General features: G+C 44.5%; 13 protein-coding genes. 1 reads left to right on the forward strand and 12 read right to left on the reverse strand.

Annotated elements, in window-relative coordinates; all coding sequences use genetic code 11:
* Positions 1-174: 174 nt before the first annotated feature.
* The 10 genes from MHI32_RS17525 to MHI32_RS17570 all read right to left on the reverse strand — a co-directional run bounded on the left by MHI32_RS17525 (position 175) and on the right by MHI32_RS17570 (position 11,668).
* A complete protein-coding gene (locus tag MHI32_RS17525; protein ID WP_076194691.1) occupies positions 175-1,626 on the reverse strand; it encodes a nicotinate phosphoribosyltransferase in 1,452 nt (483 codons plus the stop codon).
* Between the two features lie 51 nt (positions 1,627-1,677).
* On the reverse strand, positions 1,678-2,217 hold the full coding sequence (locus MHI32_RS17530; protein ID WP_076194688.1) for an isochorismatase family cysteine hydrolase: 540 nt from the start codon (positions 2,215-2,217) through the stop codon (positions 1,678-1,680).
* A gap of 29 nt (positions 2,218-2,246) precedes the next feature.
* Positions 2,247-3,017, reverse strand: a complete 771-nt coding sequence (locus MHI32_RS17535) for an NUDIX domain-containing protein (protein ID WP_036688055.1) — start codon at positions 3,015-3,017, stop codon at positions 2,247-2,249.
* Positions 3,018-3,259: 242 nt separating this feature from the next.
* A complete protein-coding gene (locus MHI32_RS17540) occupies positions 3,260-3,709 on the reverse strand; it encodes a YlbF family regulator (protein ID WP_076128288.1) in 450 nt (149 codons plus the stop codon).
* A gap of 25 nt (positions 3,710-3,734) precedes the next feature.
* Complete coding sequence (gene miaB / locus MHI32_RS17545) at positions 3,735-5,321, reverse strand: tRNA (N6-isopentenyl adenosine(37)-C2)-methylthiotransferase MiaB (protein ID WP_076194685.1); 1,587 nt, start codon at positions 5,319-5,321, stop codon at positions 3,735-3,737.
* 273 nt (positions 5,322-5,594) lie between these two features.
* Positions 5,595-6,689, reverse strand: a complete 1,095-nt coding sequence (locus MHI32_RS17550) for an NADH:flavin oxidoreductase (RefSeq protein ID WP_076219350.1) — start codon at positions 6,687-6,689, stop codon at positions 5,595-5,597.
* A 148-nt stretch (positions 6,690-6,837) separates the two neighbouring features.
* Entirely contained in the window at positions 6,838-7,683 is an 846-nt protein-coding gene (gene rhaD / locus MHI32_RS17555) for a rhamnulose-1-phosphate aldolase (protein ID WP_036688060.1), read from the reverse strand.
* A gap of 43 nt (positions 7,684-7,726) precedes the next feature.
* Positions 7,727-8,983 (reverse strand): L-rhamnose isomerase, encoded by a 1,257-nt coding sequence (rhaA, locus tag MHI32_RS17560; RefSeq protein WP_076280044.1) that lies wholly within the window; start codon positions 8,981-8,983, stop codon positions 7,727-7,729.
* Between the two features lie 39 nt (positions 8,984-9,022).
* The gene (rhaB, locus tag MHI32_RS17565) at positions 9,023-10,489 is read right to left on the reverse strand and encodes a rhamnulokinase (RefSeq protein WP_076184474.1); all 1,467 of its coding nucleotides are present in this window, start codon (positions 10,487-10,489) and stop codon (positions 9,023-9,025) included.
* Between the two features lie 27 nt (positions 10,490-10,516).
* Positions 10,517-11,668 (reverse strand): iron-containing alcohol dehydrogenase, encoded by a 1,152-nt coding sequence (locus tag MHI32_RS17570; RefSeq protein ID WP_076184475.1) that lies wholly within the window; start codon positions 11,666-11,668, stop codon positions 10,517-10,519.
* A gap of 357 nt (positions 11,669-12,025) precedes the next feature.
* On the opposite strand from MHI32_RS17570, the gene MHI32_RS17575 reads away from it, so the two are divergent.
* Positions 12,026-12,781: a DeoR/GlpR family DNA-binding transcription regulator gene (locus MHI32_RS17575; protein ID WP_076100077.1), complete on the forward strand. Its 756-nt coding sequence runs from the start codon at positions 12,026-12,028 to the stop codon at positions 12,779-12,781.
* Positions 12,782-12,865: 84 nt separating this feature from the next.
* Here MHI32_RS17575 and MHI32_RS17580 read toward each other — a convergent pair whose 3' ends face one another.
* Positions 12,866-13,507, reverse strand: coding sequence for a methyltransferase (locus tag MHI32_RS17580; protein ID WP_076194673.1), 642 nt, complete (start codon positions 13,505-13,507; stop codon positions 12,866-12,868).
* A gap of 183 nt (positions 13,508-13,690) precedes the next feature.
* Complete coding sequence (gene gnd, locus MHI32_RS17585; RefSeq protein ID WP_036688068.1) at positions 13,691-14,584, reverse strand: phosphogluconate dehydrogenase (NAD(+)-dependent, decarboxylating); 894 nt, start codon at positions 14,582-14,584, stop codon at positions 13,691-13,693.
* Positions 14,585-14,650 lie beyond the last annotated feature (66 nt).

Below are 14,650 nucleotides of genomic sequence, written 5' to 3' on the forward strand. Positions count from 1 at the left end.
GCTTAATATACTTTCAGAAAATAAACTCACGGCGTTCGAAGTTAACAAACGAAAGCTTCACCCAACGTCAGCTTCACCCAAACGTCAGCTTCACCCAAACGTCGGCTTCACCCAAACGCAAAAAAGCACGGGAATCTAATCTTCCCGTGCTTCTTTCCATCGAAACTACAAAATCTACTCGATCTCCGGCTGAATATGCTCCGCGATCAATTGTTGCTTGCTGGTCCAGACCTTCTCACTCAGATTCACCCGGTACACCTCTGGATTGAGCTTACGCAGATATTCCGGCCAGAACAGATCCTTCTGCTCCCGATGGTAACGGCGAACTTCATTCAGATCCGGCAAAGTATAGACCTGGAAGCCGTTCACGTAAATCGGCTCAAGCATAGGCAGCGCTTCATAACGCTCCACATACTTGTGCATGTATGGATGCAGCGGATTAAACAGCTTCACCCGACCGCCGTTACGTGGAGATTCCTCTTCCGGGAAGCAGATATAATCTGCTAGCGCTTTGCCATTTTTCCCGATAATCCGGAATACGTCCTTGCTGCCTGGTGTGGATACTTTTTCAGGGTTAGAAGAAATCTTGATTGTCGGTACCATTTCTCCAGTTGCGGACTCAATTTCTACCAGCTTATAAACTCCACCCAAAGAGGGTTGATCCGAAGCCGTAATCAATTGTGTGCCTACACCCCATGTGTCGATGGCTGCACCTTGCAGCTTCAGATCCATGATTGTATTCTCATCCAGATCGTTGGACGCCACAATCTTCACATAATCGAGCCCCGCTTCATCCAGCATATTCCGTGCCTGCCGGGATAGATAGGCCAAGTCACCGCTGTCTAAACGGATACCGATCATCTTTTTACCTTGAGCTTCAAGCTTTTTGGCGGTTCTAATCGCATTCGGCACACCACTGCGCAACGTATCGAAGGTATCAACTAATAGTGTAACTTCATCAGGCATCACCTTGGCATAAGCATCAAAAGCTTCCTGCTCACTGCTGAAGCTCTGAACCCAAGAATGAGCATGTGTACCTTTGGTAGGGATGCCAAACATTTTACCTGCCAGCATGTTGGAGGTTGCATCAAAGCCGCCGATATAGGCCGCTCTAGCGCCCCAGACCGCCGCATCCGCTTCTTGTGCCCGACGGGTACCAAACTCCAGGAGTATATCATTCGGAGCTACCTGCTTGATTCGGGAAGCCTTCGTAGCGATCAGCGTCTGGTAGTTCATGAAGTTCAGAATAGCGGTCTCCACCAGCTGCGCTTCCATGATCGTCCCTTCCACACGGATTAGCGGTTCATCCGGGAAAATCAACGCCCCTTCTTTCATCGAATAAACGTTGCCCTGAAAATGAAATTGCAGCAATTCTTCCAAAAAGGCAGGAGCGTAATTTTCTTCTTGCTCCGACAAGTAACGGATATCATCTTCGGTAAAACGCAAGCCGCCGATGTACCCAACGATACGCTCTAGTCCTGCGAACACGGCATAGCCGTTTCCGAAAGGCAATTTGCGGAAATAAGCTTCAAATACAGCTTTTCGCTTATGGCTTCCATTCACCCAGTGAGCATACATCATATTGATCTGATATTTATCTGTATGTAGCGCAAGTTCTCTCTTCAAGTCCTCATCTCCTAATATCCACGTTGCTGTATGTGTATGTTTTTTATAGTATTATGCCTTAACAACGTCTGCTCCTAAACTTCCCCGGAAATGATTTAGTGCCCATTTATGTCCATCCGCGTTGAAGCTGGCGACCGCATCTTCGTGCACAGTAATAGTAAAACCTTTGTTATATGCATCCACCGCAGTGTGCAAAACACATATATCTGTACATACGCCAATCAAATGAAGGTCAGTAATGCCACGTTCCCGCAGCTTAATCTCCAGATCAGTTCCACTAAAAGCGCTATATCGAGTTTTGTCCATCCAATAGATGGAATCCTGGTCAGCTTCATAAACAGTTTTCAAACTTCCATAAAGCTCCCGCCCTCTAGTCCCTCGTACATTGTGAGGTGGAAACAGTTTACTCTCGGGATGATAAGGATCATTGTCTTCATGTAAATCCACAGCCATTACAACATAATCGCCATTTTGGACAAACTCAGACGTTAATTGGCTGATTCTTGGCTCGATATCGATTGCAGGCTGCCCAACCGGTAAATTCCCATCGACAAAATCATTGGTAAAGTCAATTACTATTAGTGCTCTCATGAGAATCGTCCCTCCCCTGATTTAAGACACTACGTATAAATGGACAACAATGGCTCGTGATCTGTAAACATATACAACTGAGCCGGGCGTTGTGAGTATTGATTGGAGCTGAGTGCATTGCCCTCTTCATCTCTCACTTCTTTTAATATACCCTGACGGCTGCGTGTTGACGTGATTTTACGAATAAAATTTGGTTCTTTAAATTCTGGCACTACTGTCTGAATTACCTGATAAAGCTCACTTAGCGTAAAATGCCTAGGCAAAAACTGTCTTGCTATCGTTGTCTGCAGCATTTGCTGTTGGATACGTACGTATGCATCCTTGATGATTTCATGGTGGTCAAAAGCGAGCTCCAGTTCTTCTAACGCTTCCTGCAACGTAAATAAACCCACTTCACCCGCATCGTCGGAAGCTTGTCTTTGCTCCAGCATCCACTCTTCTACTAAAGCGAAAAAGGCATGACTGATAATCCATCCCCGAGGGTCGCGGCCAGGTGTACTATAAACCCCAAGATATTCTAAGTGACCTCCATCAACACCGGTCTCTTCTTTCAGCTCACGAGTTGCAGCATCATATATAGACTCATCTTCCTGACAGAATCCGCCTGGTAGAGCCCACATGCCTGCACATGGCCATTTTTTCCGTCTAATTAACATTACCTTCAACTCACGTAAAGGCAGCGTCTTGGTGACCGTCTTCCGCTCGCGTTTGGTAAGTGTAAACATTACAATGTCGGCCGGAACACCATCCGGTGTACGATATTTTTTGGCGTTATAGGTTAATTCCCCATTGTCGCTCATAATTGCCCCATCCTTTTCCGAAGCTGTAGTTTTACTTATTCGTATCTTTAAATGTACCAAACATGTTCTTCATAAATCAACAGATGAATTCCATTATTTTACATTATCCTACAAAAAAGACTATATGAGAAACGACGTTGTCGTTGAATTATAAGGATTATGTATTTTCATGTACTTTACTTCTACCTCTTATATTGAAATAAAGGGACGGATCTGCATCCGCCCCCTGAACTGAGTGTGGGTTATCCGCATGTGGTCGGAGGCGCTTCAGTGCCGGCTTCCACATTTATTTTTTCCGAAACGGTATCTCTAATCACGGAAATTACCAGCTGAAGCAAATAATTAATGTCGCTCTGGCTTTGCTGAAATTCGTTCACGACTGGAATACCGTCGATCTCATCTTGCAGCACTTCAATTTCACGTTCAATTTTGGCGACCATATCTTTATTATTGAAGCTTTCGAAGGCCACGATTTCTTTTTGTTTTTTCTTAATGGTCGCAATCAGTCCTTGCACACGCTCGTGATTAAGAATTTTTTGCTCAGCCTGCTGAAAATGGCGTACCTCTTCACTGGTTGAGATTAATGATGCTAGTTCTTTAGCTTTGCCCATAATATCCTCGCGAACGATCAGATCACGGGTATTATAAGTTTTCATTCCATATTTATTCAACTGTTGTTCTTCTGTACTCATTAGTCATCTCCCCATTCGTATGTGATTAATGAACAGCTGCGGCCTCAACCACAATATCCCCTTTAATGTACCATGTTTTGGTATCTGTAATTCTCACGTTCACAAATGTGCCGATAAGCTCCTTAGGACCTTCAAAATGAACCAGCTTGTTAGCGCGGGAACGGCCGGAAAGGACTTCGGAGTTATTCTTACTCTCCCCTTCAACCAGCACCTCTACAACTTCATCCAGCATTCGGTCATTAATAATCCGGCTGTTCTCTTTGATGAGATCATTTAATCTTTGCAGACGTTCACTCTTCACCGACATCGGTACATTATCTTCCATCGCCGCTGCTGGTGTGCCCTCACGTGGAGAATAAATGAACGTATATGCCATATCATACCCAACCTCACGCACAAGCGATAGGGTATCTTCAAATTGCTCATCAGTCTCCCCAGGGAAACCAACGATAATATCGGTACTTAATACAGCATTCGGCACACTTATCTTAATCTTGCGTACTAATTCCAGATAAGCTTCCCGGGTATATTTACGGCTCATTTTCTTAAGAACGGCAGTACTTCCCGATTGAACCGGCAGATGGATATGCTCCACCAAGTTGCCGCCTTTGCCCAAAACCTCAATCAATTTATCGTCAAAATCTCGTGGATGCGATGTCATAAAACGAATGCGCGGAATATCAATCAGACGCATATCATCCATCAGGTTCCCGAAGGTGTAATCAATATCCGTAAAGTCTTTACCGTAAGCATTTACGTTCTGCCCCAATAGCGTTACTTCCTTGAAGCCTTGGCGCGCAAGCTCTCTCACCTCAGCGATAACGTCCTCTGGACGACGACTGCGTTCTTTACCGCGTGTAAACGGTACGATGCAATACGTGCAGAACTTATCACAACCATACATAATGTTCACCCAAGCGCGCATGCCTTCCCGCTTCTTCGGCAAGTTCTCAATAATGTCGCCTTCTTTGGACCATACCTCAACCACAAGCTCCTTACTAAATACCGCTTCTTTAATGAGGTGTGGCAACCTGTGAATATTATGCGTACCGAAGATCATATCCACGAAGCCATGCTTTGACATAATCCGGTTGACTACGCCTTCCTCTTGCGACATGCAACCGCATACCCCTAACAACAGACCCGGCTTCTCGATCTTCAGGTTCTTAAGATGTCCTAGCTCTCCAAATACCTTATCCTCGGCGTTCTCCCGAATCGCACAAGTATTCAGCAAAATGAGATCCGCGTCATTCCGGTCAGCGACACTGCGGTAGCCCATCTGTTCCAATAGGCCCTTCATCGTTTCCGTGTCATGCTCATTCATTTGGCAGCCATAAGTCGTTATATGATAATATTTGCCCACTCCGAAATTCTGCATCTCTTCAGGAATCTCGAAATCATAATGCACTTCTATTTCTTCCTTGCCGCGCCGTTTTCCTTCTTTATAGTCAGGCTGGCTATTAATTTGCACATTTCTTCCTTTAATCCGGTAAGTAACCTTACCTTCCTCTTCACTAATTACCTTTGCATCACTAAAATCAAAATATTTCGAATAATCCTTAGAACCCTTGCCGGATTTTAAGTCCGGTGAGTTATGGTTCCCCTTTGTCATGCTGTTTTCACGTCCTCTATTGTTCAACAATTATTTTTATACTTTGCTAATTTAAAATTATAACATAATGCTGGCCTAACATAGAAGTGCCCGGTCTATTAATGATGTAATGAAGCGTTGCATATCGACAAAAAAATACCCCGCCAACGTTTGGCAGGGTCAAGTTCTATCATATTAAGGGGGGTATGCTACTATTATAAGCAGATACACTACTCTTGAAACAGTTACACAACCTCTTACCTAAAAAAATAGTCATTGTATATTCTGCTAGTTTTAGTAAAGCGTATTCGTTGCTTCAGGAGTAAATGGGATGATTTCGTCTATCGCTCCACTCTGTACTTTGGCAGGCCAAGCCGGATCGCTAATAAGCGCTCTGCCCACTGCAACCAAATCAAACTCCTCCCGATCAAACCTTTCAGTTAACTCATCAATATTATCCTCAGGCTTCTGAGCTTTATCTTCCTCGAAGAAATCGCTTTGCAGGCCAATAGAGCCTACTGTAATACACGGCTTCCCGGTAAGCTTCTTAGTCCACCCAGCTAAATTAAGATCAGAGCCAGCAAATTCAGGTTGACTGAAGCGTCGGGTCGAGCAATGAAAGATATCTACACCCGCTTCGCTAAGCGGGGCCAGGAAACTTGCAAGTTCTTCTGGAGTCTTCGCCAGCTTCTCATCATACGCCCCCAGCTTCCACTGGGAAAAGCGCAGCACGATTGGGAAGTCTGGTCCAACCGCTTGACGGCATGCTTTAATGATCTCGACAGCGAATGTTGTTCTTCCTACCAAATCGCCACCGTAACGATCGGTACGTTTATTCGTTCTATTCCAGAAGAACTGGTCTATCAGATACCCATGAGCGCCATGCAGTTCGATGCCATCAAAGCCAACGCTTTTGGCATTTGCCGCCGCTTGAGCGAAGGCTGTTACTAAGCTTTCAACCTCTTCTGTGGTCAGCGGCTCTGTCACCGGCTCACCTGCTAAATTAAGACCCGAAGGGCCTACAGGAAGGGCTTCAACGTTAGGATACTCGCCGATTGTACGCGCCATCCCCACATGCCAAAGCTGCGGGATGATCTTGCCGCCAGCTGCGTGAACCTCTTCCACAACCTTCTTCCAGCCTTCTAAAGATGCTTCTTCATGTATATTAGGAATATCTTGGTGACTGACAGCCGCTGGATGATTTATCGCAGTACCCTCAGTAACAATTAATCCCACTCCACCCTCTGCACGTCTACGATAATAAGCGGCAACATTGCTTCCCGGCACACCCTTCGGAGACTGCGCGCGTGTCATCGGCGCCATTACAAATCGGTTCGACAGCGAAAGATTCCCCACTTGAAAAGGTAAAAATAGTTGCTCTGTATTCATATGTTACCTCCAATTTATTAATTGATTACTTTAAGTAAGCTTATTATCTACCCAAAAGATGGGAAATGCAAATTTTAAGAAAAAGACAACAAAAACCGGACCTCGCAGAATCTACGATTGCCCGGTTTCACCAAATTATAATGACTCTCTAGACTTCAAGAATCCCCGCTTTAGGTGTAACTCCAAATGCTTTAGCTAAATCCCATAGCTGTTGGTCTGTGATCTTTTGTTTGATTTCTCTACCGCCAATCAAGTTGTAGATCGTCGCAGCCTTTTCAACCGTTTCTACTAGACCAAAGGTAGCATCCATGGTGGAGCCAGTGCCAAAAATCCCATGCTGCGGCCAGATGACTAAACGGTGATCCTTCATTTTTTTGGCAGTCTCACGGCCGATTTCACTGCTGCCCGGAACAATCCACGGAATAACACTGACCCCATCAGGGAAAACAACAAGGCACTCTGTGCACATTTCCCATAACGTTTTGGTAAACTTCAGTTCGTCCAGATCATGCGTGAAGGTCATCGCGATAACATTTGTAGCATGTGTATGCAGCACGATACGGTGTGTGGGATCTACTTTCAAACGTTCAATATGACTCATAAAATGCGAAGCGAGCTCACTCGTAGGAACTGCACCATTCCGCAATCCCCACAATACTTCCACACTTTCGCCATTGCCGCTAACTCTTAACACTCCCAAATTCGCTTCAGGGTCTTTAATCACATTTCTGAAATATTTGCCCGAACCTGTTACGATAAAATACTTGCCTGCTAATTCTTTTACCGGAAAGGTGAGTTTGATCGTGCGCAACGGCTCCAGTACATTAATATACTTAGCCACCTCATTCTCATCCAGTAAATAGCTGACATTCCCACCATTCAGTTCATCCCAGCCAAGCTCCCACATATGACGGGTGATCTCTGACATTTCCTGAATAAATGGAGCTTCACTGCTGGCAATATAACCTTTTGATTCTAACAAGGATGTACTCATAGTCTATTCTCTCCTTTGTATTTGCTGCTCTCCGTATCCACTTCTATCTTAAAGACAAAACGTCTTGTTCGTAATTTTTCACTTCAGTAAGCCATTGCTCACGCACCGGTGTACCTTGTGATGCACAGTAGTAATCCCAGACCGCTCCAAACGGATACGATTTGAACTCTTCTACCAGAGCAAGACGTGAAGTATAATCCCCGGACCGCTCGATTTGCTTAAGTTCTTCCACTGGTTCCAGCATCGCACGCAGCAACGCCTTAATAGTGTTGCGGGTGCCAATGACCCATGCCGCGAGATGATTGATACTGCCATCAAAGAAATCCAATCCAATATTCGTACGAGGAAGTAAATCCCCGCGAACCAATTCACGGGCGATTTCCAGCAGCTCATCATCCATTGTTACCACATGGTCACTGTCCCAGCGGACAGGTCTGCTGACATGCAGCAGCAGCTGCTCACTGAACATCAGAATCGAAGATAATTTATTCGAAATCACTTCTGTAGGATGAAAATGTCCCGCATCCAAACAGATCGCTTTTCCATTTGTTAAACCATAACCCATATAGAATTCATGAGAGCCAACCACATAACTTTCAGAACCAATTCCAAACAGTTTACTTTCCAAGGCATCCATATTATAAAGCGGATCTATTTCCTGACTAAAAATCTCATCCAGCGACTCTTTTAAACGTACTCTCGGAGCTAGCCGATCTACTGGCGTATCCTTATATCCGTCTGGAATCCAAAAGTTCGTCACACAAGGCTGACCCAGCTCCCGCCCAAAATGCTCAGCGATCGTACGTGAAGCTTTACAGTGTCTGATCCAGAAATTCCGAATCTCCGCGTCCGAATGACTGAGAGTGAATCCATCGGCTGCTTTCGGATGTGAGAAACAAGTAGGGTTAAAATCAAGCCCTAAGCCCTGCTCCTTCGCCCAATCCACCCAGGATTGAAAATGTCGTGGCTCTAGTTCATCCAAATCTACAGGTTCATCTGTATCTGCGTAAATAGCATGCAGGTTAACCTTATGTTTACCAGGAATAAGAGATAACGCCTTTTCTAAATCTTGACGTAGTTCATTTGGTGTACCCGCTCGGCCCGGATAACTTCCCGTTACCGCAATGCCCCCGCTTAGTTCTTTTTCCTTAAAAAGAAAACCTTTTACATCATCACCCTGCCAGCAATGTATGGAAATTTTAATTTGCGCGAGTCGCTCCAGCACTTTATCCACATCAATACCGTGGGCTGCGTATAGTTTTTTGGCTTCGTTATAACTAGTGATAATGCTCTGATCCATGCTGTTTATCCTCCTAAATTAGTGCAACGTCTGTTTCGCTTAGATAAGCTCATTCACCTTGGACAGATGAAGGCTTCTCCAGCGATTTAGAATGTTATTAAAATGCTTGATCGGCTGCGGAATGTATGATGTTATTTCAAAAGATTGTTCGATAATAGCTCTTGCCTCAGTTATGTCTGCAATGGAATCTGTGCTAATCATCTGTACTACTATATTTCCTAGAGCAGTCGCTTCCGTTGGTCCAGCCTTTACTTCCCTGCCGATAACGTCAGCGGTTAGTTGGCATAAAAGCCGATTGTTCGCCCCCCCGCCGACAATTTGCAATCCCTCGATCCGACGTTCTGTCAGCTCCTCCAACTCTTCCAAATAAGTTAGATAGGATAACGCCAAGCTGTCAAAAACACAACGTGCTAACTGTCCAGGTGTCTCCGGAACGGGCTGCTCACTCTCCATACAGGCACTGCGGATTTCTTCTATCATGTTCGATGGATTAAGAAACCTTGGTGCATTACAAGGGATCAGGCTGCGAAACCCCTCTTCTCCCTGTGCAAGCTCTGCAAGCTCCGCAAAACTATAACAATTGTTCAGTAATCTGCGAACCTCTTGAATAAGCCATAAGCCCATTACATTTTTGAGGAATCTATAAGTTCCGTAGGCTCCCCACTCATTGGTGTAGTTAGCCTGCATGGCTTTTAGAGAATTTAGAGGCTCCGTTCTTTCTACACCGAGTAAAGACCAAGTTCCACTGCTGATATAAGCTGAGCCTTCTTGAAGTGGAGCACCTAGCACTGCTGAGGCCGTATCATGGGAAGCCACACAGATCAGCTGGCATTCAGGCAGGTCATATTGTTGGATTAAAGCTTCGTCAAGAGGACCAACCACTACACCAGGCTCAGTTAATTTTGCAAATTGATCTTTCCTGATATTCAAAAATTCTAATAGGTCATCGTCAAAATCCCGGCTTTCCAGATTCAACAGCTGTGTTGTAGATGCAATCGTAACCTCGTTGATTTTACGGCCAGTCAGTCGGTAATATAGATAATCTGGTACAAGTAAAATCTGATCCGCTTGCGCTAGCTCTTCTTCTTTATGAACATATAACTGATTCAAGGTATTGATGGATAACTGCTGGATTCCTGTCTTTTCATAGACGGTTTGTGGTGAAAGCTGCTGTGCCACCTGATCCACAGCCAGATCCGTTCTGCGGTCCCGGTAGGCGTATACTTCCTGAACACGATTCCCGTCCGCATCTACCAGCACATAATCTACACCCCATGTATCAATACCGAGCGTACAGGTAGTAATTCCATCGGTTTTAGCCTTCCGAAGCCCGATCATAATCTGCTCTACTAAATAATCAATGTCCCAGAAACAGGAACCCTCTTGTTCCGTAAAGCTATTGCTAAAGCGATGAAGCTCTTCTAAGGAAAGAATACCTTCTTGCAATATTCCGCGCACCAGCCGCCCACTTGAGGCACCGATGTCAACCGCGATGTGATTATTCATAAACAATCTCCTATGATAAGGGGTGATTTATAATATTTTTTTGAACAGTGTAATAACTTCTTCTTTAGTAGGAATAAAAGGGTTCCCTGGTGCACAAGCATCCTTCATCGAATTTTCAGCCAGAAGATCAAGATCTACTTCTTCTACGCCAAGCTCGGATAATTTGGCTGGAATCCCTACTTCTTTAGATAACGCCTTGATCGACTCAATTACGAAATCTGCGCATTGTTTATCTGTTTGGTTCTCTACATTTAATCCAATCGCTTTAGCAATGGATCTGAATTTCTCAGGCACATATTTGGCATTTTCTTCTTCCACAAAAGGCAGTAGCATCGCGTTACATACGCCGTGCGGCAGATCGTATACGCCGCCCAGCTGATGCGCCATCGCATGCACATAACCAAGCCCCGCATTATTGAAAGCCAATCCGCCAAGGAATATCGCGTATACCATCTGTTCACGCGCTTCGATATCATGGCCATTCTTCACAGTACGAGCCAGATTAGCAAAAATAAGCTCCACTGCGGCTAGTGCCGTAGCATCGGTTACCGGATATGCTCCCGGCGTCACCAGCGCTTCAATCGCATGAGTCAATGCATCCATACCCGTGGCCGCGGTAAGTGCAGCGGGTTTATCAACCATAAGCTCAGGATCGTTGACTGAAATCGTCGCAAGGCTGTTCTTATCTACCATAACCATCTTCACTTTGCGTTCTTCGTCTGTGATTACATAGTTAATGGTCACTTCAGCCGAAGTACCAGCAGTGGTATTCACGGCGACAATCGGCAGTGATTTATGCTTAGACTTGTGTACACCTTCATATTCTTTGATATGACCGCCATTTGTGGCAATGATACCAATGGCTTTGGCAGTATCCTGTGGTGATCCACCGCCAATGGAAATCAGATAATCACAATTCTGCGCTTTGAGATAATCAACGCCATCGTGGACATTTTTACAGGTCGGATTGGGTTTCACTTCATCATAGATGGCATATTCAATCCCCGCTTCGTCCAATACCGCCAGTAATTTACCAGCAATGCCACTTTTCATAAGGAATTTGTCCGTAACAACAAGCGCCTTTTTTAATTTAAGCTCTTGGATGTATGGACCAATCTCCTGCAAGCATCCCTTGCCCATAATATTGATCGATGGAACATAATACACATGCGTGCTCATGCTTGACCAGCCTCCTAAAGTTAATTTATCAACACCAAAGTTTTACACACAACTCTGCAAGCTAGAGCGTAGTATTCCGGCTGCAGCGCCTCAGGCTGGCCTCTAAATCGCAACTGGGCCGGCTCTGGTATCTTTCAAATCTAATTACCACTACAGGACTTATTTTCTCCTTCATCGTATGCCCGCAAATCTTTGTTGTCAACATTTTAAATATTATTTATGTTGTTTTTATTTGTTTTATATCCGTTTTGTGAATATTATTGGAAAACAAACATGATTTTACGTTGATTTTATTGCAAAACACAGATATTTGGAGCTATGATTAAGGAATATACAGATTTCGGAAAGGTGATCCCTATGCTTGCAGCTGAAAGACGCAAAAAAATAATAGATCTTGTTCATCAGGATAAACGAGTATTAGTCTCTGATCTAAGCCGGATGTTTGAAGTTACAGAAGAGACGATACGCAGAGACTTGGAGAAGCTGGAGAAGGATGGAATTCTAAGCCGAACCTATGGCGGGGCCATGCTGAATCGTCACACGAACGAGGATTTGCCTTTTGTTACACGCAATGCGCTGAATACAGATATCAAACGGGGAATCGCCCTTAAGGCGCTAGATTTAATCAATGATGGAGATACGTTAATGGTGGATCCTAGCTCCACAGCCTTTGAGTTTCTAAAACTGCTTGGCAATAAAAACAATCTGACCATTATTACGAACTCGATTAATATTTTGCATGAGTTCTCGAATTCTGGGATGGATATCATCTCTACCGGAGGTTCTTTACGTTACCGATCCATGTCACTCGTGGGTCCTGTAGCACATGACACCATTCAAAGATACAATGTGGACACTGCGGTTATCAGTTGTAAAGGAATAGATATGGAGCGAGGCATCACAGATTCTAATGAACCGGAGTGTGAGCTCAAGAAATATATGCTACGTCAAGCTAACAAGGTCATACTCCTGGCCGATCACACCAAATTCGATAAGACCGCCTTTACGAAGCTGATCGAGCTTGGCCAAATCGACTTTTTGATCACAGACCGCCAGCCTTCTGAGGTTTGGTTGAAGCGCCTGAACAAAGAGAATATTGAGCTTCTCTATTAATCGGGCTCAAACGCCTTCGCAGCCCATTTAAAAATGCCGTTCCCCAATGAGTAATGGGTGACGGCATTTGTTGTATGGAGATGATTATCTTTTTGTATAAACCTGAGAGATTGGGACTACGTTGACTGTTGATTTGGGATTTTCGCGTTGCACTTGCGTTGTAGTTTTTTTCCTGCAAATATATATAAGCGCTGGTGGAAAATTCAGCAGCACCCACTTCGTGTGTAGGATCTCAAAATGCTGGCTCAACTCTGTTTTCATCCGCGGAAAATATTCATAGGTTATAAACCACCCTCCTTCTTTTAAAGAAGAAATGATCTGTTCCATAAACCTAGTGCGGTCTGGCTTCGAGAAATTCATCAAAGACAAACTACTCACGATACAATCCAGCTTCTCCAGACTGCTGTTATGAAGCGCAAGACGCAGCCGGAGACAATCGTTGTTGCAGAAACATCCGGGGAATTCCTCTCTTAACTGACTGCGAAAATCAGGATCTATTTCAAATAGAAGAACATTCATACCGGTCTTTTCTCCACGCGGAATAAACCTTGTGATTGCACCAGTCCCCGCACCCAACTCAGCCATAGAATGCACTTGGTTCCAAGGCACTGGATCAAGCAACGTCTGGGCCAGCCAATGTGAACTGGGAGTTACACTACCATATTGTCGGGGCGCATGCAGAAATTTATTTAGAAAATGAAGTCGCTCACGAATTCCACTTTGCATGAAATCTCCCCCTTGCTTCCTAACTTACCCTTCTACCCCTAAAATATGTAAACTGCATTAAATTCGTACTCCATCTATACTTCCCATTATCTATTCCCCTTAAAATAAAAAGCCCAAATTTCTCCGCAACATAAATTGCGGGAAATTCGAGCTTGTAAACACTCAATTCAGAGTCGGCCAATCTTATTTAGTTTCCACAGCGTGTCCGCCGAACTCGTTCCGCAGTGCAGCAACTACTTTTCCAGTGAATGTGTCGGTCTCAAGGGAACGGTAACGCATCAATAACGCCATAGCGATAACCGGAGTCGCCGCTTGTAAATCAAAGGCGGTTTCAAGCGTCCATCTGCCTTCACCAGACGAATGCATAATGCCCTTAATCTCATCTAGTTTAGCGTCCTTCGAGAAGGCGCGTTCCACAAGTTCCATCAGCCACGAACGGATTACAGAGCCGTGATTCCACACCCGAGCTACTTCCTCAAAGTTGTAGTCAAATTCACTCTTTTCAAGAACCTCAAAACCTTCACCGATAGCAGCCATCATGCCGTATTCGATACCGTTATGCACCATTTTTAGAAAATGGCCGCTACCTGCTTTACCAGCATATAAAAAGCCGCTTTCTACAGCTGTATCACGGAAAATAGGCTCCACAACTTCCCAAGCTTCGGGATCTCCGCCAACCATGTAACAAGCGCCATTACGCGCCCCTTCCATACCGCCAGAGGTACCTGCATCCATAAAGTGAATTCCGTGCTCCTTCAATTCCTCATACCGACGAATCGATTCCTTATAATGCGAGTTTCCTGCTTCAATAACGATATCACCTTTAGACAACTGTGGAGTAAGTTCAGCGATTACAGAATCAACGACCTGATGCGGAACCATGATCCAAATGATTCTTGGTGTTTCCAATTGCTGTACCAATTCTGGAAGCGTTACTGCTCCACTAGCGCCTTTAGCTTTCATTTCTTCTACAGCAGGTGCATTCAGATCAAAAGCAACAACCTCATGTCCATGATCCAGCAAATTTTGACCCAAATTAAAACCCATTTTTCCTAACCCAACTAATCCTACTTTCATGTAAATTCCCTCCGATTTATAGATTCTTGTGATGTATTTTAGCTAAATTGGCAAAAAAAACAGGCA

The sequence above is a fragment of the Paenibacillus sp. FSL H7-0690 genome, assembly GCF_037980415.1.
GTDB lineage: Bacteria > Bacillota > Bacilli > Paenibacillales > Paenibacillaceae > Paenibacillus_AQ > Paenibacillus_AQ odorifer.